We start from the raw sequence: 24389 nt of genomic DNA on the forward strand, positions 1-24389 counted from the left end.
GGGGAAATTGATATTCGCTCCAGCCGAACCGGAAACGCGTAAGAGCCGCGGTTCCGGTGGCACAGGCATTCTCACGCGTACTTTTTCTGGACTTCCTGGGCCACCGCCGTAGGGACCGGTTCGTAATGGTCGAACTGCATCGTGTACTGGGCGCGGCCCTGCGACATCGAACGCAGATTGTCGACGTACTTGAACATGTTGGCCAAAGGCACCATCGCGTTAATGACGACGGCCACGCCGCGCGCTTCCTGGCCCTGGATCTGGCCGCGACGGCCGTTGAGGTCGCCGATAACGCCGCCGACATAGTCTTCCGGCGTCACGACCTCGACCTTCATGATCGGCTCCAGGAGTTGCACACCAAGCCGAGGTGCGGCTTCCTTGAAGCAGGCGCGGGAGGCGATTTCGAACGCCAGCACCGAGGAGTCGACGTCGTGGAAGGCGCCGTCGATCAGCGTTGCCTTGACGCCGATCATCGGGAAGCCGGCAAACGGGCCGGAACCCATGACGCTCTGGATACCCTTCTCGACGCCGGGGATGTATTCCTTCGGCACCGCGCCGCCGACGATCTTGGACTCGAACAGGAACTCTTCGCTCTCAGTGTTCGGCTCGAACAGGATCTTGACGCGAGCGAACTGGCCGGTGCCGCCCGTCTGCTTCTTGTGCGTGTAGTCCTGCTCGTGGGTGCGGGTGATCGTCTCGCGATAGGCCACCTGCGGAGCGCCGACATTGGCTTCCACCTTGAATTCGCGGCGCATGCGGTCGACGATAATGTCGAGATGCAGCTCGCCCATGCCGGCGATGATGGTTTGGCCGCTTTCCTCGTCGGTCTTGACGCGGAAGGACGGATCCTCGGCAGCCAAGCGATGCAGCGCGAGGCCCATCTTTTCCTGGTCGTTCTTGGTCTTCGGCTCGATGGCGATCTGGATGACCGGATCGGGGAATTCCATGCGCTCGAGGATGACCGGATGCAGCGGATCGCAGAGCGTGTCGCCGGTCGTCGTGTCCTTGAGGCCGGCCAGCGCGACGATGTCGCCGGCATAGGCTTCCTCGATATCGGCACGCGAATTCGCATGCATCTGCAGCATGCGGCCGATGCGCTCCTTCTTGCCCTTCACGGTGTTGTCGAGCGAGGTGCCCTTGGTGAGCTTGCCCGAATAAATACGAGCGAAGGTCAGCGAGCCGACGAACGGGTCGTTCATGATCTTGAACGCCAGCATCGACAGCGGCTCGTTGTCGTCGGCATGACGCTCGATCTCGGCGTCGGTCTTGGCGTCGACACCCTTGATGGCCGGCACGTCGATCGGCGACGGCAGGTATTCGACAACGGCGTCCAGCAGCGGCTGCACGCCCTTGTTCTTGAAGGCCGAGCCGCAGAACATCGGGAAGAACTTGACCGCGATGGTGCCCTTGCGGATCAGCGCGCGGATCTCGTCGTTCGACGGCATGTTGCCTTCGAGGTAATTCTCGAGCGCGGTCTCGTCCATCTCGACGGCGGCCTCGATCATCTTCTCGCGATACTGAGCGGCCTTGTCCTTGAGGTCGGCCGGGATCTCGACGACGTCCCAGGCAGCGCCCAGCGTCTCGTCGCGCCAGACAAGCGCGTTCATTTCGACGAGGTCGACGACGCCCTTGAACTCGGTCTCGGCGCCGATCGGCAGTTGCATGACGACGGCCTGCGCGCCGAGGCGCGAGCCGATCATTTCCACCGAGCGGTAGAAATCGGCGCCGATCTTGTCCATCTTGTTGCAGAAGATCATGCGCGGCACGTGGTACTTGTCGGCCTGGCGCCACACGGTCTCGGTCTGCGGCTCGACGCCGGCGTTGGCATCGAGCAGCGCGATGGCGCCGTCGAGCACGCGCAGCGAACGCTCGACCTCGATGGTGAAGTCGACGTGTCCGGGAGTGTCGATGATGTTGAAGCGGCGCATCTTGCCGTCACGACCCTTCCAGAAGGTCGTGGTCGCGGCAGAGGTGATGGTGATGCCGCGTTCCTGCTCCTGCTCCATCCAGTCCATGGTGGCAGCGCCGTCATGGACTTCGCCGATCTTGTGCGACTTGCCCGTGTAGTACAGGACGCGCTCGGTCGTCGTCGTCTTGCCGGCGTCGATATGCGCCATGATACCGAAATTGCGGTAGTCTTCGATTTTGTATTCGCGGGCCATGGGAGGTGCCTCTCAGTCTCGTTCGCGCTTTACCAGCGGTAGTGCGCGAAGGCGCGGTTGGCTTCCGCCATCTTGTGGGTGTCTTCACGCTTCTTGACGGCCGTGCCGCGGTTGTTGGCCGCGTCCATCAGCTCGCCCGAGAGGCGGTCGACCATCGTGGTCTCGTTGCGGTTGCGTGCGGCGGCAATCAGCCAGCGGATGGCCAGCGCCTGGCGGCGCTCGGGGCGCACGTCCACCGGAACCTGGTAGGTGGCGCCGCCGACGCGACGCGAACGCACTTCCACATGCGGCGCGACATTGTCGAGCGCCTGGTGGAAGACAGCGACCGGCTCCTGCTTGGTCTTGGCCTGGACCTGGTCCAGCGCGCCGTAGACGATGGTCTCGGCAACCGACTTCTTGCCGTCATACATGACGGCGTTCATGAACTTGGTGACGACCAGATCGCCGAACTTGGGGTCCGGATTGATCTCACGCTTTTCTGCACTGTGACGACGGGACATGGCTCTTGTCTCTCAATCTCGTGGCACGGCGCAGTCAAAAAAAGCGCCGAAGCCGGAAACCCTTACTTCGGACGCTTGGCACCGTATTTCGAACGGCGCTGCTTGCGGTTCTTCACACCCTGCGTGTCGAGCACGCCGCGGATGATGTGATAGCGGACGCCCGGCAGATCCTTGACGCGGCCGCCACGGATCATGACCACCGAGTGCTCCTGAAGGTTATGGCCTTCGCCCGGGATGTAGCCGATCACTTCGAAACCATTGGTCAGACGGATCTTGGCCACCTTGCGCAGCGCCGAGTTCGGCTTCTTCGGCGTCGTCGTGTAGACGCGCGTGCAGACGCCCCGCTTCTGCGGGTTCTGCTGCATGGCCGGGACCTTGTTGCGCTTCACCGGCGCCAGGCGCGGCTTGCGGATCAGCTGGTTGACGGTAGGCATTAAACCCTCTTGTCTCTCAATTCCGTGTCTTGCCCTGTCAGGGCCGCTCAAAGCGTCATTTCCATACGCGAATTCGGGCAACACACCGCGCCTCGCGGTCCTGCCCGAACAAATTACAGAGGAAGCGGAAGCCGCTTCATGCGCGCCGGAGATGTCTTTTCGCTCGTAAAACGAACCCTGTTTGAGGCAAACTCCAAGGCGCGTCGCCTCGGAAAAGCAAGTCTCACATCGGTTCTGACGTGGCGGCTTCTACTCGCAAGCCCCCTATCCGTCAACCCCGGAACGGCAAATATTGCGCCCGATCCGGAGCTTGGCAGCCATGCGGAAAAAGCATGTAATTTTCTTGCGTCTTTTTTCAAGAGCAAGGAAAGAAAGTGACCGGCTTTCGCCTGTCATCTCGGCCGGCTTCGTGCAAGTAAGGCGGTATGAATGGCAAAACTCCACGCTTCCGGAGGAATCAGCCCGTGAACGACAACGAGGAGCGCCCGGTCACCATCATCACCGGCCGGGTGTGGCGGCGAAAGGGCGGCAAGCCGGAAGGCGTGCATGTGATGCTGGTCGCGCCCGACGATGATTCTGCCGTGCGCCGCGCGCTCGAATCGCTCGCCGCCGAAGGATTCGCCGAAGCCGAGCTCGACCAGATCGGCGACATGGAAGGCACCCCCGACGAAGAGCCGCATCTGTCCGCCTATCAGGGCGCACTGGAGGGCGAAGTCTCGATCGTTACCTTCGACGAGCCGAGCTGATCCCGAAATCGCAATCTCGCGATCCGTTACGTTCCAGGCTTGCCGGGCACCGTTGTCCTGCCTAAGAACACCTACTTCTTCCATCCCTCGGAGTCCCAATGACCAGCAACCCCATCAGGATCGGTATCGTCGGCGTGGGAAAGATCGTCCGCGACCAGCATCTTCCGGCACTGGCCAAGGACAGCAGTTATCGGCTTGCGGCCGCCGCCAGCCGCCATGGCAAGGTGGACGGCATCCCGAACTATCCGACGATCGAGGCGATGCTCGAGGCCGAGCCGGGCCTGGAAGCCGTCTCGCTCTGCATGCCGCCGCAGTTCCGCTATGACGCCGCGCGCACCGCGCTCGAGGCCGGAAAGCACGTCTTCATGGAGAAGCCGCCGGGCGCCACCGTCAGCGAGGTCGAGCACCTGAAGGCGATTGCCGCGAAGAAAGGCGTTTCGCTTTTCGCCAGCTGGCATTCGCGCTACGCGCCGGCGGTCGAGGCCGCGCGCGCCTTCCTGGCTTCGGCCAGAATCGACTCGGCGGCGATCAACTGGAAGGAAGACGTGCGCCGCTGGCACCCGAACCAGGAATGGATCTGGGCGCCGGGCGGTTTCGGCGTGTTCGATCCCGGCATCAACGCGCTATCGATCGCCACCCACATCCTGCCGCCGATGTTCATCACCTCGGCCGTGCTCGACTTCCCCGAGAATCGCGCCTCGCCGGTCGCGGCGCATGTCACCTTCCGCACCTCGAACGGGCTCCCGGTGACGATGGAGCTCGATTGGCTGCAGAGCGGTCCGCAGAGCTGGGACATCCTGGCCGAGACCGACAAGGGGAAGGTGGTGCTTTCGGGCGGCGGCGCAAAGCTCGCCGTCGACGGCAAGATCATCCATGACGAGCCGGAAGCCGAATATCCGATGCTCTACAAGCGTTTCGCCGAGATTGTCCGCGCCGGCATCTGCGACGTCGACCTGGCCCCGCTCCAGCACGTCGCCGACGCCTTCATGCTCGGCAAGCGCAATGTGGTCGAGCCTTTCTTCGATTGAACCAGTAACGATCGGGCGTCAGGCTGCGGAGCCATTCAGGTTGCTGCCAAGTCGATCGATGTACATTTCATGGCCGCCGAGTTCGACACGAATCAGGTTTCCGAAGTCTTCAGCCTTGTCGTAAATTGGTTTGATGATCCAGTTCATCGAACGATCGAGGAAACCATACTTCCCATTGAGCTTGGCCTGGGCAAGACCATTGAATAGCGGCCAGGCGACGTCGAGAACCGGCTCAAACACCCACACGCCTTGCATATCCAGGAAGCCAAATCGATCGTGGTACTCGACGGGAGCCACGCCTGCGGAGCACTGGAGCGCGCCTTGGAAACCCGGCTCTATGATCCACGCGCCCGTACTGTCAATAAAACCCCATCGTTCGTGTTCGAGAATGATGTCATCGCCGGGGTCGCCCCGTTGTGCACACGCAAATCCGTCGGAGAAGCGCCCCGCGCGATGAAACTTTGGCTCGATAGCCCATTTCGCATCTTGGTCGATATAGCCCTCAAGATATCCCCGGGTATCAGTCATGACGCCGGCAGCGGCAAGCCCGCTCACAGGATCACGTACTGAAAGGCTTCTGAAGGCCGGCGGAACATTCCAGCTACCGCTGGCGTCGAGGCAGCCAAAGAGGCCGTTTGAGAGTTTTGCGATTGCCTCGCCGCCATAGAACGCGCCGATCATCCCGTAGACGGGCGGAATGACCCAATTCCCGGCAAAATTTACGCAGCCGTACCTTCCCTCAAGAATGACGCTGCAGAGGCCTGACGAAAACCATGACATGGACGAGAACTGCGGCTTGATGATCCAGTTTCCCGCATCGTCGATAAGGCCCCATTTTCCAGCCACCTGCGCACGCACCGGGCCTTCCCCGTACGTGTTCAGCGCGTTTGTTGCCCTCGGAGCAGCCAACCAATCGCCTTGCTTGTTCAGAACTCCCCAGCGATCGCCCAGAAGTGCGCCGGCTCTGCAGCTGTGGAAACAGGTAGCCTTATCAAATGTTGGCTTGATGGCCCAATCGCCATTGCGATCGATGTATCCGGTCTTGCCATTTGACTCAGAGCGCAATGGCCACAACTCTTGATGGCTTTGGAAAGTGACCATGACCAATTCCAGTCGGACCAAAAAAAGCTTAGCGGTTTCTCGTATCAAATTGCAATGCGCTGGCCGCCCACATGCTCAATCGACGATCGCTATCGCAAAGCCGTCATAGCCCTTGGCGCCGACGGTCTGGATGGCGGTGCCGTCCAGCCGCTGCTCCTGCCCGATGAATGAGAGCGCCGCGCGGGCGCCGACGACGTTTTCGTCGCGGCCGTCGTCCTTCAGCACGGCGCCGTCGCGGATGACGTTGTCGCAGACTATCACCGTTCCGGAGCGCGACAGCCGCATGGCCCAGCTGAGATAATTCGGGTTGTTCGGCTTGTCGGCGTCGATGAAGATCAGGTCGAACGGACCGGCATTTTCGCTGACCAAGGCTGCAAGCGATTGAAGAGCTGGCCCGAGCCGCAGATCCACCTTGTCGGAAACCCCTGCCCGCTCGAAGTTCGAACGCGCGACCTTGGCATGGTGCGGCTCAAGCTCCAGCGTCACTACTCTGCCATCGGCAGGCAGGCCCCTTGCCATCCAGATGGTCGAGTAACCACCGAGCGTGCCGATCTCGAGCACCTTCCTTGCGCCGCGAATCCGCACCAGAAGCGAAAGCAATTTGCCCTGCGCGGCCGAGACGTCGATCGCCGGCAGGCCCTGCTCGCGGTTGGCCGCAAGCACCGCGTCAAGCGTGGGATCCGCATCGAAAAGAGAGGAGACGATGTAGTTGTCGACAGCCGTCCAGGTCCTGGCGCTCATGGTTTTTCCTCGTTCATAACCCGAATGAAAAAAGGGGCCACGCGGGCCCCTTTTCTTTCTCTCATTGCATCCACGCTTACTGCGCGGCGTTGACCATGTTGGTCAGCATCGGCTCGGCGACCTCGACACCCGAAGCCTTGCGGCGCTCGTCGATGATGAGCTCGTCGCGCGAGGTGGCGATGCGCCTTATTTGGCTCATCGTGCCGCCCGTGCCGGCCGGGATCAGGCGGCCGACGATGACGTTCTCCTTCAGACCCTGCAGCATGTCGGTCTTACCGGCGACCGCGGCTTCCGTCAGCACCCTGGTCGTCTCCTGGAAGGAGGCGGCCGAGATGAAGGACGGCGTCTGCAGCGAGGCCTTGGTGATGCCGAGCAGCACCGGCTGGCCTTCGGCCGGCTTCTTGCCGTCCTCGATCAGCCGCTCGTTGACCTCTTCCAGCTCGATCACGTCGACGTGGTCGCCCGGAATGTAGGTCGAGTCGCCCTGCGTGGTGATCTCGACCTTCTGCAGCATCTGGCGAACGATCACCTCGATGTGCTTGTCGTTGATCGACACGCCCTGCAGGCGGTAGACCTCCTGGATCTCGTTGACGAGGTAGGACGCAAGCGCCTCCACGCCCTTGATCGCCAGGATGTCGTGCGGCGCCGGGTTGCCGTCGAGGATGTAGTCGCCCTTCTCGATGACGTCGCCGTCCTGCAGATGGAACGGCTTGCCCTTCGGGATCAGGTACTCGACCGGCTCCAGCGTCGAGTCGTGCGGCTCGATGATGATGCGGCGCTTGTTCTTGTAGTCGCGGCCGAAGCGGACCGTGCCATCGATCTCGGCGATGATGGCGTGATCCTTCGGACGGCGAGCCTCGAACAGTTCGGCCACCCGCGGCAGACCGCCGGTGATGTCCTTGGTCTTGGCGCTTTCCATCGGGATACGCGCAAGCACGTCGCCCGGACGGACATGCGCGCCCGGCTCGACCGAGAGAATGGCCTCGACCGAGAGCAGGAAGCGAGCATCGCCGCCCTTCGACAGCTTGCCCACCTTGCCCTTGGCGTCCTGCACGACAATCGCCGGCTTCAGGTCGCTGCCGCGCGGCGTCGAACGCCAGTCGATGACCTCACGCTTGGTGATGCCGGTCGACTCGTCGGCCGTCTCCTGAACGGAGATGCCGTCGACCAGATCCTCGAACGCCACCTTGCCCTCGATTTCGGTGAGGATCGGGCGGGTGTAAGGATCCCACTCGGCGATGCGCTGCCCGCGCTTCACCTTGTCGCCGTCATCCACGAAGATGCGCGAGCCGTAGGCGACGCGGTGCGTGGCGCGTTCCTTGCCGGCCTCGTCGAGGATCAGAACCGCCATGTTGCGGCCCATCACCATCTGCTGGCCTTCGGAGTTGCGCACCACGTTGCGGTTGCGGATCTCGACCTTGCCCTCATAGGAGGCTTCAAGGAACGAAGAATCCACCACCTGCGCGGTGCCGCCCATGTGGAAGGTGCGCATGGTGAGCTGGGTGCCCGGCTCGCCGATCGACTGCGCCGCGATGACGCCGACGGCCTCGCCCTGGTTGACGGGCGTGCCGCGGGCAAGATCGCGACCGTAGCAGACCGCGCAGACGCCGGTCCTGACCTCGCAGGTCAGCGCCGAGCGGATGCGGACCGACTGGACGCCGGCCTTCTCGATCTGCTCCACGTCACGCTCGTCCATCAGCTTGCCGGCCTTGACCAGGACTTCGCCGGAGACCGGGTGGTTGATGTCGTCGAGCGCCGTGCGGCCGAGCACGCGCTGACCGACCGAGGCGACGATCTGGCCGGCATCGACGATCGGCTGCATGGTGAGGCCCTTGTCGGTGCCGCAATCCAGCGAATTGACGATGCAGTCCTGCGCCACGTCGACCAGACGGCGGGTCAGGTACCCCGAGTTCGCCGTCTTCAAGGCGGTGTCGGCCAGACCCTTGCGGGCGCCGTGGGTCGAGTTGAAGTACTCGAGCACGGTGAGGCCTTCCTTGAAGTTCGAGATGATCGGCGTCTCGATGATCTCGCCCGAAGGCTTGGCCATCAGGCCGCGCATGCCGGCGAGCTGGCGCATCTGGGTGGGCGAGCCGCGCGCACCCGAATGCGACATCATATAGATCGAGTTCATCGGCTTCTGACGGCCGTTTTCCTCGAACTCGACCGCCTTGATGCGGGCCATCATCTCGTCGGCGACCTTCTCCGAGCACTTGGCCCAGGCGTCGACCACCTTGTTGTACTTCTCGCCCTGCGTGATCAGGCCGTCATTGTACTGCTGCTCGTACTCCTTGGCCAAAGCCTCGGTATCGGAGACCAGCTTCAGCTTGGTGTCCGGAATCACCATGTCGTCCTTGCCGAACGAAATGCCGGCGCGGCAGGCATGCGCAAAGCCGAGAGCCATGATGCGGTCGCAGAAGATGACCGTCTCCTTCTGCCCGCAGTGGCGGTAGACGGTGTCGATCATCTTGGAGATGTTCTTCTTGGTCATCTCCTGGTTGGCGATGTCGTACGGTACGTTGACGTTCTTCGGCAGAAGCTCGCCGATGATCATGCGGCCGGGCGTGGTTTCATAGATCTTCGACACCGTCTTGCCTTCGGCATCGACGGTGCGGAAGCGGCCCTTGATCTTGGCGTGCAGGGTCACCGCCTTGGTCTCCAGCGCATGCTGGAGCTCGCCCATGTCGGCGAACACCATGCCTTCGCCCGGCTCGTTCTGGTTGACGATCGACAGATAGTAGAGACCGAGAACCATGTCCTGCGACGGCACGATGATCGGCGCGCCGGAGGCCGGGTGCAGGATGTTGTTGGTCGACATCATCAGCACGCGCGCTTCGAGCTGCGCTTCCAGGGACAGCGGCACATGGACCGCCATCTGGTCGCCGTCGAAGTCGGCATTGAAGGCCGTGCAGACCAGCGGATGCAGCTGGATCGCCTTGCCTTCGATCAGGATCGGCTCGAACGCCTGGATGCCGAGGCGGTGCAGCGTCGGCGCGCGGTTCAAGAGCACCGGATGCTCGCGGATAACCTCGTCGAGGATATCCCAGACCTCCGGACGCTCCTTCTCGACCAGCTTCTTCGCCTGCTTGACGGTCGAGGAGAAACCCTTGGCGTCGAGGCGGGCGTAGATGAAAGGCTTGAACAGCTCCAGCGCCATCTTCTTCGGCAGGCCGCACTGATGCAGCTTGAGTTCCGGACCGGTCACGATGACCGAGCGGCCGGAATAGTCGACACGCTTGCCGAGCAGGTTCTGGCGGAACCGGCCCTGCTTGCCCTTGAGCATGTCGGATAGCGACTTCAGCGGACGCTTGTTGGCGCCGGTGATGACGCGCCCGCGGCGGCCGTTGTCGAACAGCGCGTCGACGGCCTCCTGCAGCATGCGCTTTTCATTGCGCACGATGATGCCGGGCGCGCGCAGCTCGATCAGCCGCTTCAAGCGATTGTTGCGGTTGATGACGCGGCGATAGAGGTCGTTGAGGTCGGACGTGGCGAAGCGGCCGCCGTCCAGCGGGACCAGCGGGCGCAGGTCCGGCGGGATCACCGGAACGACCTTCATGATCATCCATTCCGGACGGTTGCCGGATTCCATGAAGTTCTCGACGACCTTGAGCCGCTTCAGAAGCTTCTTCTGCTTGAGCTCGGACGAGGTCGAAGCCAGCTCCGAGCGCAGGTCGCCGGCGATCTTCTCCAGATCCATGCCGGCCAACAGGTCATGGATGGCCTCGGCGCCGATCATGGCGGTGAAAGAGTCTTCGCCATACTCGTCGACGGCCAGCATGTACTCTTCCTCGCTGAGCAGTTGGTGCTCCTTCAGCGCGGTGAGGCCAGGCTCGGTGACGATGTAGTTCTCGAAGTAGAGGACGCGCTCGATATCCTTCAGCGTCATGTCGAGCAGCGTGCCGATGCGCGAAGGCAGCGACTTCAGGAACCAGATATGGGCGACGGGGGCGGCGAGCTCGATATGGCCCATGCGCTCGCGGCGGACGCGCGACAGCGTGACTTCGACGCCGCACTTCTCGCAGATGACGCCCTTGTACTTCATGCGCTTGTACTTGCCGCACAGGCACTCGTAGTCCTTGATCGGACCAAAAATGCGCGCGCAGAACAGACCGTCACGCTCCGGCTTGAAGGTGCGGTAGTTGATGGTCTCCGGCTTTTTGATCTCACCGAACGACCAGGACAGAATCTTCTCAGGGCTGGCGAGCGAGATCCGGATGGAATCGAACACCTGCGCAGGCGCCTGGGGGTTGAAGAGATTCATGACCTCTTGGTTCATGCCGTTCTCCTTTTCGGGGTCCTCGAAAACCCCTTGCATCGAGCGCGGGCCGAATGCCCGCAGACTGACCGGCCTGACCGGCCGAGAATTTGTTGGGCGCGCCGCGTCGTTTCGCGGCGCGCCATTACCCTTATTCGGCCGCGCCGTTATTCGGCAGCATCGGGCAGCCGCACGGCAGCGTCTTCGAACTTGGTGTTCTCCAGTTCGACATTGAGGCCGAGGGAGCGCATCTCCTTGACGAGAACGTTGAAGCTCTCGGGAATGCCGGCTTCGAACGTATCGTCGCCGCGCACGATTGCCTCGTAGACCTTGGTGCGTCCGGCAACGTCATCCGACTTCACCGTCAGCATCTCCTGCAGCGTATAAGCGGCGCCGTAGGCTTCCAGCGCCCAGACCTCCATTTCGCCGAAGCGCTGGCCGCCGAACTGCGCCTTGCCGCCCAGCGGCTGCTGGGTGACGAGCGAGTACGGGCCGATCGAGCGCGCGTGGATCTTGTCGTCCACCAGGTGGTGAAGCTTGAGCATATAGATGTAGCCCATCGTCACCTTGCGATCGAACGGCTCGCCGGTGCGGCCGTCATAAAGCTGCGACTGACCGCTGGTGTGCAGGCCCGCCTGCTGCAGCATGGTGTTGATGTCGGCTTCGTGCGCGCCGTCGAACACCGGAGTCGCGATGGAGACGCCGCGGCGCATCTGTTCGCTCAGGCGAATGATGCTCTCGTCGTCATAGTCGCGGACCGGCTCGTTGCGGTCGTTGGAAGGCATGAAGCTTTCCAGCGTCTTGCGCAGCGGCTTGATGTCGCCGCCAGCCTTGTAGGCGTCGATCAGCTCGCCGATCTTCCTGCCCATGCCGGCGCAGGCCCAGCCCAGATGCGTTTCCAGGATCTGGCCGACATTCATGCGGCTCGGCACACCCAGCGGGTTGAGCACGATATCGGCATGCGTGCCGTCCTCGAGGAAAGGCATGTCCTCGACCGGAACGATGCGCGACACCACGCCCTTGTTGCCGTGACGGCCGGCCATCTTGTCGCCCGGCTGCATCTTGCGCTTCACCGCCACGAAGACCTTGACCATCTTCATGACGCCCGGAGGCATCTCGTCGCCGCGCTGCACCTTCTCGACCTTGTCCATGAAGCGCTGCTCGAGCGCCTTCTTGGAGTCGTCGTACTGGCCGCGCAGGGCTTCCAGCTCGCTCTGCAGCTTTTCGTTCTCCACGGCGAACTGCCACCACTGCGAGCGCGGATACTCGTCGAGCGTGTCCTTCGACAGCTTCGAGCCCTTCTTGAAGCCCTTCGGCCCGGCAATCGCTTGCTTGCCGACCAGCATGTCCGACAGGCGCGAATAGACGTTGCGGTCGAGGATCGCCTGCTCATCGTCGCGGTCCTTGGCTAGACGCTCGATCTCCTCGCGCTCGATCGCCATGGCGCGCTCGTCCTTCTCCACGCCGTGGCGGTTGAAGACGCGCACTTCGACGACCGTGCCGAAGGTACCCGGAGGCATGCGCATTGAGGTGTCGCGAACGTCCGAGGCCTTTTCGCCGAAGATGGCGCGCAGGAGCTTCTCTTCCGGCGTCATCGGGCTTTCGCCCTTCGGCGTGATCTTGCCGACCAGGATGTCGCCCGGCTGCACTTCCGCGCCGATATAGACGATGCCGGCCTCGTCGAGGTTCTTCAGCGCTTCCTCCGAGACGTTCGGAATGTCGCGCGTGATCTCCTCCGGTCCGAGCTTGGTGTCGCGGGCCATGACCTCGAACTCCTCGATGTGGATCGAGGTGAAGACGTCGTCGGCCACGATGCGCTCGGAGAGCAGGATCGAGTCCTCGTAGTTGTAGCCGTTCCACGGCATGAACGCGACCAGCACGTTGCGGCCGAGCGCCAGATCGCCGAGCTCGGTCGAGGGACCGTCGGCGATGATGTCGCCCTTGTTCACCCGGTCGCCGACACGCACCAGCGGACGCTGGTTGATGCAGGTGTTCTGGTTCGAACGCTGGAACTTCATCAGCCGGTAGATGTCGACGCCGGACTTGCCCGGGTCGAGATCTTCGGTGGCGCGGATAACGATACGGGTGGCGTCCACCTGGTCGACCACGCCGCCGCGGCGGGCGCCGATGGCGGCGCCTGAGTCACGGGCGACGACTGGCTCCATGCCGGTGCCGACGAACGGCGCCTCGGCGCGCACCAGCGGCACGGCCTGACGCTGCATGTTCGAGCCCATCAGCGCGCGGTTGGCGTCGTCGTTCTCGAGGAACGGGATGAGGGCCGCGGCCACCGACACCATCTGCTTCGGCGACACGTCCATCAGGTCGACGTTCTCGCGCGGCGCCATCATCACCTCGCCGGCGTTGCGGCAGATGACGAACTCGTCGACGAAGCTGCCGTTCTTGTCGAGCTCGGCGTTGGCCTGCGCGACGTGGTGCTTGGCCTCCTCCATCGCCGACAGATAGACGACTTCATTGGTCAGCTTGCCGTTGACGATCTTGCGGTACGGGCTCTCGATGAAGCCGTACTTGTTGACGCGCGCGAAGGTGGCGAGCGAGTTGATCAGACCGATATTCGGGCCTTCCGGCGTCTCGATCGGGCAGATGCGGCCGTAATGCGTCGGATGCACGTCGCGCACCTCGAAGCCGGCGCGCTCGCGGGTCAGACCGCCCGGTCCAAGCGCCGACAGGCGACGCTTGTGGGTGATCTCCGACAGCGGGTTGGTCTGGTCCATGAACTGCGACAGCTGCGAGGAGCCGAAGAACTCGCGCACGGCGGCGGCCGCCGGCTTGGCGTTGATCAGGTCCTGCGGCATGACCGTGTCGATCTCGATCGAGGACATACGCTCCTTGATCGCGCGCTCCATGCGCAGCAGGCCGACGCGGTACTGGTTCTCCATCAGCTCGCCGACCGAGCGGACGCGGCGGTTGCCGAGATTGTCGATGTCGTCGATCTCGCCCTTGCCGTCGCGCAGCTCGACCAGCGTCTTGACCACGGCCAGGATGTCTTCCTTGCGCAGCACGCGCACGGTGTCCTCGGCCTTGAGCTCGAGGCGCATGTTCATCTTGACGCGGCCGACAGCCGACAGGTCATAGCGCTCGCTGTCGAAGAACAGCGAGTTGAACATGGCTTCGGCGGTCTCGAGCGTCGGCGGCTCGCCCGGACGCATGACGCGGTAGATGTCGAACAGCGCGTCCTGGCGGCTCTCGTTCTTGTCGACGGCGAGCGTGTTGCGGATGTAGGCGCCGACATTGACGTGGTCGATGTCGAGGATCTGGATCTCGTCCTCGCCGGTGCCGAGCAGCACCTTCAGCGTCTTCTCGTCGATCTCGTCGCCGGCCTCGAGGAAGATCTCGCCGGTGGCGTAGTTGACGATGTCCTCGGCCAGGTAGTTGCCGAGCAGGTCCTCGTCGGTCGCCTTGATCGCCTTGAGACCCTTTTCGCCGAGCTGGCGGGCCTGGCGGGCGGTGATCTTCTTGCCGGCCTCGACGACGATCTCGCCCGTGTCGGCGTCGACCAGGTCGCCGACAGCCTTGAGGCCGCGGAAACGCTCGACGTTGAACGGGATGCGCCAGTGGTCGCCGGCGCGCTTGTAGGTGATCTTGTTGTAGAAGGTCGACAGGATCTCTTCGCCGTCCATGCCGAGCGCCATCAGCAGCGACGTCACCGGGATCTTGCGGCGGCGGTCGATGCGGGCGTGGACGACGTCCTTGGAGTCGAACTCGATGTCGAGCCACGAGCCGCGATAAGGGATGACGCGCGCGGCAAACAGAAGCTTGCCCGAGGAGTGCGACTTGCCCTTGTCGTGGTCGAAGAAGACGCCCGGCGAACGGTGCATCTGCGAGACGATGACGCGCTCGGTGCCGTTGACGATGAAGGTGCCGTTCGACGTCATGAGCGGCATATCGCCCATATATACGTCCTGCTCCTTGATATCCTTGATCGACTTCGCGCCGGTATCCTCGTCGATATCGAACACGATGAGGCGCAGCGTCACCTTCAGCGGCGCAGCATAGGTCAGGTCGCGCTGACGGCATTCGTCGACGTCGAATTTCGGTCCTTCGAACTCATACTTCACGAATTCCAGCATCGAGGAGCCGGAAAAATCGGAGATCGGGAAGACCGACTTGAAAACAGCCTGCAGCCCCTCGTCCGGACGCCCGCCCTTGGGCTCGTCCACCATCAGGAACTGGTCATAGGATGCCTTCTGAACCTCGATCAGGTTCGGCATCTCCGCAACTTCCGGGATCTTCCCGAAGAACTTGCGTACGCGTCTGCGGCCATTGAAAGTCTGGGTCTGGGCCATCGTCGCTCCTTAGCTCAAAACTCGGGGCGAACCTCGCCGCGGTTCGCCTTGCACCAACGGGCCGCTCGCCGGCCGCCCCTGTCTGTTTTCCGGCCGCCGTTCCAATTGCTTGGCGGCTGCCGGTAAAAACGGGAGAAAACCCGTTTCCTGAAGGCCGCTTCCGGCCCTCAGGAAAGAGGTTTTCAAACGTCTCGCGCAACGAAGCCTCCCTTTCATCAAGGGAGGGGGCGGCCGGCGCGAGGCCGTCCGCCCTCAACCATAAGGCTTACTTCAGCTCGACCTTGGCGCCAGCTGCTTCCAGCTGAGCCTTGAACTTGTCGGCATCGGCCTTGGAAACGCCTTCCTTGACCGGCTTCGGAGCGGCCTCGACCAGGTCCTTGGCTTCCTTGAGGCCAAGGCCGGTGATGGCGCGGACTTCCTTAATGACGTTGATCTTCTGGGCGCCGGCGTCGGCGAGAACGACGTCGAATTCCGTCTTCTCTTCAGCCGGAGCAGCAGCAGCGGCAGCGCCACCGCCAGCAGCGGCAACCGCCACCGGAGCAGCAGCCGAAACGCCCCACTTCTCTTCCAGGAGCTTCGACAGCTCGGCCGCCTCGAGGACGGTCAGCTTCGAAAGGTCGTCTACGATCTTCGCGAGATCAGCCATTTTGATATTCCTTTGGTTGGTTCGAACGTGTGTTGTTGACAGCGAGGAACGGCCTCATGCCGCCTCGTCCTTCCGGGCGTAAGCGCCGATGACGCGCGCGACCGAAGCCGCGGGCGCATTGACGATCTGGGCGATCCGGGTAGCCGGCGTGGCGATCATGCCAACCAGCTTGGCGCGCAGCTCGTCGAGCGACGGCATCGTGGCGAGCGCCTTGACACCATCGGCGTTGAGCGAGGTCGAGCCCATCGCGCCGCCGAGAATGATCAGCTTGTCATTCCCCTTGGCGAAATCGGACGTGACCTTCGGCGCCGCAACCGGATCCTCCGAATAAGCGAATAGCGTCTGTCCCTTGAACAGATCGACGATCGATGCGGAGTCCGTGCCCTGAAGAGCGATCTTGGCGAGACGGTTCTTCGCGACTTTGACGGTGCCGCCGGCGGCGCGCATCTTCGACCGGAGGTCGTTCATTTGCGCCACGGTGATACCGGCGTAGTGGGCCACGACGACTGAACCCGCGCTCGAGAACGCTTCGTTCAGGCCCGTGACGAGTTCGCGCTTTTCCGCTCTGTCCACTGCCTATCTCCAGTTGACCCCTGCCTCATTCTCGAGGTCAGAAGTCGGGTTGCCTTTTGCCGGCCGGGCCATCCTAATCGTGGATCTCCCGAACGGCGCTCGAGGATCCTGCCCCCTTTTCGCCCACCGACGGCAAGCCGGCGATGTGCTGACAAAAGGCAAACACGGTTCGAACCTTTCATTGGAGCTTGTCGCTCCTTTGTCGGGTCTTCACCCGTCTCATGCAGGCCCAAGTGAATTAAGGCTTTTGGGCCGCCTGCAATCTCGGACAGGATATCCGGAAACCTTTCGGCTTCCGGGGTACCGGGCCGCCGACGGATCGGCGGTCCGGAATTCTTCTTTGTTGGAGCATGATCTTTTCCGAAATCCACTTTTCGGGATCATGCTCTAGCGACCGGCCTGAAGCCGGCCAGACGACGCTTACGACGCGGCGAGCGTCGCGATGTCGAGCTTGAGGCCGGGACCCATCGTCGAGGTGACCGACACCTTCTTGACGTAGTTGCCCTTGGCGCCGGCGGGCTTGGCCTTGTTCACCGCATCGGCGAAGGCCCGCACATTCTCTTCCAGCGCCTTGACGTCGAACGAGACCTTGCCGACGCCGGCCTGGACGATGCCGGCCTTCTCGACGCGGAACTCGACGGCGCCGCCCTTCGAGGCCTTGACGGCGGCCGCGACATCGGGGGTCACGGTGCCGACCTTCGGGTTCGGCATCATGCCGCGCGGGCCGAGCACCTTACCCAGACGGCCGACCAGCGGCATCATGTCCGGAGTAGCGATGCAGCGATCGAAATCGATCGTGCCCTTCTGGACGATATCGACGAGGTCCTCGGCACCAACGATATCGGCGCCGGCGGCCTTGGCTTCTTCGGCCTTGTCGCCGCGCGCGAACACGGCGACGCGCACCGACCGGCCAGTGCCGTTCGGCAGGTTGACAACGCCGCGGACCATCTGGTCGGCATGGCGCGGATCGACGCCGAGATTCATCGCGACCTCGACCGTCTCGTCGAACTTCACCGTGGACCGGTCCTTCAGCAGCTGCAGCGCCTCAGAGAGCGCATAGGCCTTGTTCGGGTCGATGCCTTCACGGCTCTTGGCAACACGCTTTGCAATCTTTGCCATGATCTTAGCCCACCACTTCCAGGCCCATCGAGCGGGCGGAGCCCTCGACCATGCGCATGGCCGCTTCGACGTCGTTTGCGTTGAGGTCCTTCATCTTCTGCTCGGCGATCTGGCGCACCTTGTCGCGCGAGATCGTGCCGGCCTTGACCTTGCCCGGCTCTTTCGAACCAGACTTCAGGTTGGCGGCCTTCTTCAGGAAGTAGCTCACCGGCGGCGTCTTCATGACGAAGGTGAACGACTTGTCCTGGTAGTAGGTGATGACGACCGGGATGGGCGAGCCCTTTTCCAGTTCCTGGGTCTGCGCGTTGAACGCCTTGCAGAACTCCATGATGTTGATGCCGCGCTGACCAAGCGCCGGGCCGATCGGGGGCGACGGCGTGGCCGAGCCCGCGGCAACCTGGAGCTTGAGCTGGCCTGCAACTTTCTTAGCCATCTCTATTCCTGCCTTTTCTCATGCCGGGATAACCGGCGGTTGCAGTCTGGTGGTGCGGTTCCAGCGGCCGGCTAAGCCGCATTCGCCTCCCACCCGCTCATGGCAGCGCCATTCCTTCGCGCCGCCGATCCCTTCGCCTCTCGGACGGGGACCTTCGGATCAGCCCTTTTCGACCTGTCCGAATTCGAGATCGACGGGCACCGCGCGCCCGAAGATCGAAACTTCCACCTTGAGGCGCGCCCGCTCCTCGTCCACTTCCTGGACGAAGCCGTTGAACGACGCGAACGGACCGTCCGAGACGCGGATCGCCTCGCCGATCTCGAAGGTGACCGACGGCTTCGGACGCTCGACGCCTTCCTGAACCTGGTTCAGGATGCGTTGCGCCTCGGCTTCAGTGATCGGCACGGGCTTGGAGTCACCGAGGAAGCCGGTGACCTTCGGGGTGTTCTTGACCAGCGAGAATACGGCGTCCGTCAGGTTGGCCTTCAAGAGCACATAACCGGGGAAGAACTTGCGTTCCGCATCGACCTTGCGGCCGCGGCGTATCTCGACGACCTTCTCCGTCGGCACCACGATCTGCTCGATCTCGCCCGACAGGCCCTTCTGCTTGGCCTTGTTCTCGATGTCCTCGGCGACCTTCTTCTCGAAGTTCGAATAAGCGTGGACGATGTACCACCGCGTCATTTCACGACCTCTCCGTAATCGCCGAACTTAATGTCCGAGGCCCAGAATCCACTCGATCGCATAGCCCATGGCTATGTCGGCGGTGAAGAAGAAGATCATGGCGATGAGCGCAAAAACCAGGACCATTACCGTCGAGATCATAGTCTCGCGGCGCGAGGGCCATGTCACCTTGGCCGTCTCCGCGCGAACCTGCTGGAGAAAGGTGAAAGGGTTTGTGGTTTTCGAAGCCATCTGCCGCCTGTCTTCAAGACCCGTTGGCCGGGTCTCCTGGATGATCCCGCTGGCCGGGACGTGCCGCCTGGACTTCGTGCCGGCGCCGAATCAGCACCACCATTTCGCCCACGCAAATCAGACGCGTAAAGCCGGCTTCCCAGCTCCACGCGTCGCGTGTCTGTTCAGTCTACATAAAACCGATTCTTGGTCCACGCAAGTGGCAAGTGTTCCGCTTTATGTTTTAGCGCCGCCTCGGAACCATCCAGTCGTTCCGTCCCGGCTATGCGGGGCCTTATGCCCCAGTTTTCGCTATATGGCAAGCCGCCCCCGGTTTTCAACGGCGGAGCGCACCCACCTTCAGTCTGCCATGGGAGGTGGCACGGGCAGCAGGGCTCGAACCTACGACCTGCGGTTTTGGAGACCGCCGCTCTACCAACTGAGCTATGCCCGTATACGGGCGCTGCTATTTCACAAAGCCGATGAGAACTCAAGAGCCCTTTTGAGACGCGTCGGCCGGAAGCGCCGATCGCAGCCATCCAAGCCCCAGGGCCCATGCGCAGATCACGAGTTCAAGCGCGAAAGTCCAATGCAGAACGAAGTTCAGGACCCAGTTCCCATGGCTGGCCGGAACCGCCACGAGCTCAAACGGGCGATGACTGAACGGCGCCAACCACATGATCGGCGATGCCACCGTGTCGAGCGCCATATGCACCATGGCTCCGGCTAAGAAGATGGCGATCGACGGCAGACGCCGCGACCCCAACAACCGACCGACCGACACGCTCACCGTCCCGATCGTGGCCCAGAACAACGGCCAATGCGTGATGTAGGCATGATGGTGCGTGCGACCGCCATCGATCAGGTAAAAATAGAGCATGTCGATGTCCGGGATGACACGCTGCCGAGCATTGCGGCAGCCACCACATCGGATGCCTCCCGTCGCCGTCTTCGCGCGAGCCTTCCCAGAATATAGCCCGATGGGAGATGGGCAATCAGCATGCAAGGTCGTCTCACATTGATGCAACGACCCTGCGGTGTCTTTGCGGCGTCATCTTTTCGGAATTTTGCAGAAACCCAGCATCTTCGGCTACGATTTCCCGGCCGGCGGCTTGTAAGGCCCGCCCGGCACGCCCCAGCCCCAGCTTGGCATTGGCTCGGTCTCAGGGTCGCAAGTCTCGCCGAGATTGGAATTAATCTTGGCCAGCCGCGACCCCCACTCGACATAGCCCATCAAGGCGGAACGGAACTCGGGATCGTCCGGCAGGCCGGCTTCGTCCGCCGCGTCCGCCAGAAGGTTGATCCAGCGCCGGCGCTGCTCCTCGGTCAGATGCTTGCCGAGATGATGCCTGACCATCTCGCGGTGGCCACCATGCCGTTCGCTGTAGGTCTTCGGCCCGCCGAAAACCTCGCCGATGAAGGCGGCGACATGCGCCGGATGGTCCGGCGACATGTGCCTGAACACCGGACCGACGATCGGGTCCAAGGTCACTCTGTTGTAAAAGATCTGCGTCAGCCGGTTGAGCGCCTCGCTGCCGCCGGCCCATTCGAACAAAGTCGGGACGCCCTCGCTCATCTCCGGTCCTCCTACGTTTGAGCCTAGAAGGATAGCGGGAAGCTCGGAGCCGGCTCAACCCGCCTCCATGGCCAGTGCTGGCATGGCGCCGAATGCTGCTAAAGCTTGGCCGGCGATTCCGCTTCGGCGTTGGCGGACGGCAGAACCCGGCAGTTATCGGGTTTTGGCGAAGATTTGCAGATAGTGGCGCCCGTCAGAGCGTCTACCGACTGGCGGCTGGTGGTGAGCCCGAACCCCGCCAATTCGTCCTGGCTGAGCTCCCTGTGCTTGGCGGATTGGGCCGACTGCATCGCGACGAACAAGCCCGAGCCGATCGCCATCTCCTCAAGATACGACCGGACCTTGTCTTCCATGCCCATGGAATGCACCAGGAAACGCGTATCGGTGCCTACCAAGCGCCTGGTGCCGCCGGCGATCATCAGCACGCAGGCTGCATCGCATTCGGCGCCGGCTTCAACAGTGAGACCATTATGAAGGTTGTCCTTGGAGACGCACCCTGCCGTGCCGGGATCGCAATCGAGAAAATCCGTCCGGGCGACCGCAACATCCAATCTGCGCTCGCGGATCAGCCGGCCGGCGGCGAGCGCGCCCTGGACATCGCCGCCCTGTGAGTTGAGGACGATGGGCATCCTGCGCCCGCCGACCTTGTCCAGCAGCTCGCGCAGCCTGTCGGGCGTGCCGGCAACGATCGTTCCCTCCGCCGAAATCCATTCCGGACAGTCGGGGTTGCAGAGCGGATTGCTGCCGCGAACGAGGACGAAACGCATTTCCTGCTGCGGCTTTGGCGGTGATGCTGCCTCCGCCGGCTGGCTGTAGGCCGGTTTGGCCGCGACCGCCGCCACCTCGGCCGGCTTGGCCTTGCCATTGGCCGGTATCTCGCGGCAGCTCGTTGGCACCGGATCGCGCCGGCATATGGCTGCTTCGGTCATCAGGTCGAGAGAATCGAGGCTGGTGACGAGCTTCATCTCCAGCATATCGTCGGGCTCGATCTGCCTTATGTCGCTTGCCGGCGTCGCCTTCATCACGTCCAGCACGCCCTGCCCAATACCCATTTCTTTCAGATAACCGGACAGCCGTTTCTCGACCGCCTTGCTCATCTCGTAGGTCTTGTAGCTGCCGGCATTCTTGCGGCTGACGACCTTGGTGCTGAGGACCTTCTTCTTGCCGTTCACAATTCTGTAGGTGGTGCGGTAGAGCAGCTTTTCCCTGTGATATGTCGTGGTGATCTGATGAACCCCGAGAAAAGCCCACTCGCCGACCACACGGCGGACGCCGCCGGCAAACATCAGGGGACATGCGGAATTGCACATGGCGCCGCTGTCGTAGGCGATGCCGGAATACGGCGTGTTCTTACTGTCATTGTCCCGGCAGTTCTTCATTTCGGGCGAGCAGCCGGAAAACCCCGTAGTGCCCACGGCGATGTCGAGCTTGTTCTTACGGATCGTACGGCCGAGTTGGAGCGCGGCGTCGACATTGCCTCCAGGAGAATTGACGACGATCGGCAGTTGCCGGCCGCCGAGCGTCTTCAAGAGGCGCTTGAACCGCGCCGGCGTGCCGGCCTCGATGCTGCCTTCGGCAGAAATCCATTCCGGGCAGTTCGGCTCGCAGCCTGGCGCGCTGCTGCGCACCACGACGAAGCGCATGGCAGGGCCGTAATCCGGCGGCGTTTCCTTCGCTGCGGCGGCAAACGCGGTAAGCCCAATAGCGATGGCCAGCCCGAGCCGAACCAGCCCTAGCGGCCACGAAATACCCTTTGAAAGGAACGCGGAAATCACGCCTGCCAAGCCCTCGGTCCAACCCATACTAGTTACGGCGACGATGCTTGCAAATAGAATTGAAGAGGGTGCGAGCAATGCCAGCCTGACGGCTGCTGCCTCGACCTTCGTCGCGACTACGCTAAAGTTCTGGCGGCGTCTTTGCCTGGGCGTTGGCAGAGGGCGGGAGCCGGCAATTGTCCGGCTTTGGCGAGGACCTGCAAATGGCGGGGCCAGTCAGCGTGTCCGATGTGTCCGGCCCGGTCACCAGCCCGACCTTGAGCATTATATCGGGTTCAAGCTGACGCTCGACTGAACTCTGATCTATCGCTGCGAACAGGCCTGGGCTGATCGCCATCTCGTCCAAATAGGCTTCGACAATCCGCTTCTGTCCCATCGAGGACACGCTGAGCCGCGCCTTGGGGTCGACCAGCCGCCTAGCGCCGCCGGCGAGCATGAGTGCGCAGGCTGAATCGCACTCCACTCCGAATTGGCTGATCAGCCCGACATAGGCGCCATTGTCGTCCAGACAGCCTGCCCCGGGCGGGTTGCAACCCAGGATATTGGTGCGGGCGACGACGACGTCTAGCTTGCGTTCGTGGATAAGCCGCCCTGCGGCCAAGGCGCCGAACAAGTCGCCGCCTCGTGAGCTGATCACAACGGGGAGCCGCGGGTTGTCGAGCGCGGCGAGCAACTGGCGAAGTTTTTGCGGGGTTCGAGGGGTGATCGCGCCTTCCGCCGAAATCCATTCCGGGCAGTCGGGATCGCAGAGCGGATCGCTGCCGCGAACGACCACGAAGCGCATCTCCGGCGCCGCATTTCCTGCCGCTCCTCGAAACGGCACGGCAGTCGGGGCTTTGGCTGGCTTGGAAGATGGAGCTTCCGCCTGTCGAGAAGGTGCCGGCTTTGCCGTCGTTACAGCGGCCGGCCGGGCATCCTCCGCTATTTCCCGGCAATTCGGAGCCGGTTTGTCACCCATGCACAGGATCACTCCGGTGAACAGCTCCACGGTGTCTGTGCTGGTGGCCAGTTTCATCGTTAGCATGTCGTGGAGGGTGATCCGCTGAATGTCGCTCGCCGGCGTGGCTTTCATTTTGTCGAGGACACCCTGCCCCACGCCCATCTCTGCCAAATAGGCCGAGATTTTCCGCGCGAACCCCTTGCTCATCTTATAGGTCTTGTAGCTTCGGCCTTCGGTGACGGTCTCCGTTGTGACCTGATATCTTTTGCCCCGAATGGTTTTATAGGTGGTTCGAAAATGCCTTGTGGAGGGGAACCAAGTGGTGGTGATCTGATGAACACCCAGATAGGCCCAGCCACCGGCTACGCGGCGAACGCCACCTGCGAACATCAGGGGACATGCAGAGTTGCACATGGCGCCGCCATCAGACGCCACGCCGAAATAGGCAACGCCCTTGCCGAAGCTGGCCCCGCAGCCCTCCGTTCCCGGCCAACAATCGGAAAACTCGGTCTTGCCGATCGCGATGTCGAGCCCGTTCTTCCGTATGATGCGACCAAGTTGAAGTGCGGCGTCGGCATCGCCGCCAGGGGAATTGACAATGATCGGCAGTTTGCGGATGCCGAGCTTTTTCAGCACTCGCTTGAGCAGAGCCGGCGTGTCGGCAGTGATGGCGCCTTCCGCTGAAATCCATTCCGGACAATTGGTCTTACAGCCGACTGCACTGCTACGCGCAAAGATGAACCGCATGTCCGAAAAGCCGTCGGAAGACGGGCCGTTCAAAATGAACGTATCGGGCCATGCCCGTATGAGGACGTCATCGGCCTTTGCTGCAAAGGCCACCACCACAATAGCAAGCACCGGTGCCCGGCGAACCAGTATGCGAAACCATCTTGATGTGCAGTTTAAATGATGCCCCGAAATCATGATTGGCAACGCCCCCTGCCGCAATCGATAATAATTGCGGCAGTGGTGCATGCAATAGCTTCGAAGCAACCGTGCTGCATTTATGCTGCACTGTGCAAGTAAACGAAAAAGGGCGGCCCGAAGACCGCCCTTTCCTTGTCGAGCCGGCAAGTGCCGGATCGATCATTCTTTGATGGTGACGACGATGCCGGCACCGACGGTGCGGCCGCCTTCACGGATGGCGAAGCGCAGCTTCTCTTCC

At 62.5% G+C, this 24389-nt stretch carries 20 protein-coding genes, 1 tRNA gene and 1 pseudogene; 3 read left to right on the forward strand and 19 right to left on the reverse strand.

Features of this window, described 5'->3' with window-relative positions; all coding sequences use genetic code 11:
* Window positions 1-71: 71 nt before the first annotated feature.
* The 3 genes from fusA to rpsL all read right to left on the reverse strand — a co-directional run bounded on the left by fusA (window position 72) and on the right by rpsL (window position 3096).
* Window positions 72-2162: an elongation factor G gene (gene fusA / locus P9228_RS17600; protein WP_278054568.1), complete on the reverse strand. Its 2091-nt coding sequence runs from the start codon at window positions 2160-2162 to the stop codon at window positions 72-74.
* Window positions 2163-2191: 29 nt separating this feature from the next.
* Window positions 2192-2662, reverse strand: coding sequence for a 30S ribosomal protein S7 (rpsG, locus tag P9228_RS17605; RefSeq protein ID WP_041003106.1), 471 nt, complete (start codon window positions 2660-2662; stop codon window positions 2192-2194).
* A 62-nt stretch (window positions 2663-2724) separates the two neighbouring features.
* Entirely contained in the window at window positions 2725-3096 is a 372-nt protein-coding gene (gene rpsL, locus P9228_RS17610) for a 30S ribosomal protein S12 (protein WP_006202128.1), read from the reverse strand.
* A 138-nt stretch (window positions 3097-3234) separates the two neighbouring features.
* Between rpsL and P9228_RS17615 the strand changes: the two genes are divergently transcribed.
* From P9228_RS17615 to P9228_RS17625, 3 genes are all read left to right on the forward strand, one after another.
* Entirely contained in the window at window positions 3235-3474 is a 240-nt protein-coding gene (locus P9228_RS17615; protein WP_164747370.1) for a hypothetical protein, read from the forward strand.
* Between the two features lie 86 nt (window positions 3475-3560).
* Window positions 3561-3842 (forward strand): transcriptional regulator, encoded by a 282-nt coding sequence (locus P9228_RS17620; RefSeq protein ID WP_066989908.1) that lies wholly within the window; start codon window positions 3561-3563, stop codon window positions 3840-3842.
* Between the two features lie 98 nt (window positions 3843-3940).
* A complete protein-coding gene (locus tag P9228_RS17625; protein WP_278054571.1) occupies window positions 3941-4870 on the forward strand; it encodes a Gfo/Idh/MocA family oxidoreductase in 930 nt (309 codons plus the stop codon).
* An 18-nt stretch (window positions 4871-4888) separates the two neighbouring features.
* Here P9228_RS17625 and P9228_RS17630 read toward each other — a convergent pair whose 3' ends face one another.
* The 16 genes and pseudogenes from P9228_RS17630 to P9228_RS17705 all read right to left on the reverse strand — a co-directional run.
* The gene (locus P9228_RS17630; RefSeq protein WP_278054573.1) at window positions 4889-5971 is read right to left on the reverse strand and encodes a WG repeat-containing protein; all 1083 of its coding nucleotides are present in this window, start codon (window positions 5969-5971) and stop codon (window positions 4889-4891) included.
* A 75-nt stretch (window positions 5972-6046) separates the two neighbouring features.
* Window positions 6047-6712 (reverse strand): O-methyltransferase, encoded by a 666-nt coding sequence (locus tag P9228_RS17635; protein WP_278054575.1) that lies wholly within the window; start codon window positions 6710-6712, stop codon window positions 6047-6049.
* Between the two features lie 76 nt (window positions 6713-6788).
* Window positions 6789-10985 (reverse strand): DNA-directed RNA polymerase subunit beta', encoded by a 4197-nt coding sequence (gene rpoC, locus P9228_RS17640; RefSeq protein WP_066989905.1) that lies wholly within the window; start codon window positions 10983-10985, stop codon window positions 6789-6791.
* Window positions 10986-11131: 146 nt separating this feature from the next.
* A complete protein-coding gene (gene rpoB, locus P9228_RS17645) occupies window positions 11132-15268 on the reverse strand; it encodes a DNA-directed RNA polymerase subunit beta (protein WP_278054576.1) in 4137 nt (1378 codons plus the stop codon).
* Window positions 15269-15533: 265 nt separating this feature from the next.
* On the reverse strand, window positions 15534-15914 hold the full coding sequence (gene rplL, locus P9228_RS17650) for a 50S ribosomal protein L7/L12 (protein WP_066989581.1): 381 nt from the start codon (window positions 15912-15914) through the stop codon (window positions 15534-15536).
* Window positions 15915-15968: 54 nt separating this feature from the next.
* Window positions 15969-16487 carry a 50S ribosomal protein L10 gene (gene rplJ, locus P9228_RS17655; RefSeq protein WP_278054579.1) on the reverse strand — a complete coding sequence of 173 codons (519 nt, stop codon included), beginning with the start codon at window positions 16485-16487 and terminating at the stop codon, window positions 15969-15971.
* Between the two features lie 420 nt (window positions 16488-16907).
* Window positions 16908-17606, reverse strand: a complete 699-nt coding sequence (gene rplA / locus P9228_RS17660) for a 50S ribosomal protein L1 (RefSeq protein WP_066989577.1) — start codon at window positions 17604-17606, stop codon at window positions 16908-16910.
* Between the two features lie 4 nt (window positions 17607-17610).
* A complete protein-coding gene (rplK, locus tag P9228_RS17665) occupies window positions 17611-18039 on the reverse strand; it encodes a 50S ribosomal protein L11 (RefSeq protein ID WP_059189557.1) in 429 nt (142 codons plus the stop codon).
* Between the two features lie 159 nt (window positions 18040-18198).
* Entirely contained in the window at window positions 18199-18723 is a 525-nt protein-coding gene (gene nusG / locus P9228_RS17670) for a transcription termination/antitermination protein NusG (RefSeq protein WP_066989575.1), read from the reverse strand.
* A 27-nt stretch (window positions 18724-18750) separates the two neighbouring features.
* Window positions 18751-18954 (reverse strand): preprotein translocase subunit SecE, encoded by a 204-nt coding sequence (gene secE, locus P9228_RS17675; protein WP_066989573.1) that lies wholly within the window; start codon window positions 18952-18954, stop codon window positions 18751-18753.
* A gap of 357 nt (window positions 18955-19311) precedes the next feature.
* A tRNA-Trp gene (locus tag P9228_RS17680) sits at window positions 19312-19387 on the reverse strand.
* Between the two features lie 36 nt (window positions 19388-19423).
* Window positions 19424-19813, reverse strand: a complete 390-nt coding sequence (locus P9228_RS17685; RefSeq protein WP_245475479.1) for a metal-dependent hydrolase — start codon at window positions 19811-19813, stop codon at window positions 19424-19426.
* A gap of 210 nt (window positions 19814-20023) precedes the next feature.
* Window positions 20024-20509: a group II truncated hemoglobin gene (locus P9228_RS17690; protein WP_067321502.1), complete on the reverse strand. Its 486-nt coding sequence runs from the start codon at window positions 20507-20509 to the stop codon at window positions 20024-20026.
* A gap of 98 nt (window positions 20510-20607) precedes the next feature.
* A complete protein-coding gene (locus P9228_RS17695) occupies window positions 20608-22152 on the reverse strand; it encodes a hypothetical protein (RefSeq protein WP_278054951.1) in 1545 nt (514 codons plus the stop codon).
* 253 nt (window positions 22153-22405) lie between these two features.
* Entirely contained in the window at window positions 22406-24199 is a 1794-nt protein-coding gene (locus tag P9228_RS17700; RefSeq protein ID WP_278054585.1) for a hypothetical protein, read from the reverse strand.
* 111 nt (window positions 24200-24310) lie between these two features.
* A pseudogene (locus tag P9228_RS17705) lies at window positions 24311-24389 on the reverse strand (elongation factor Tu); the annotation flags it as partial.

Origin of the sequence: Mesorhizobium sp. WSM4898 (genome assembly GCF_029625845.1) — a bacterium.
Taxonomy (GTDB): Bacteria; Pseudomonadota; Alphaproteobacteria; order Rhizobiales; family Rhizobiaceae; genus Mesorhizobium.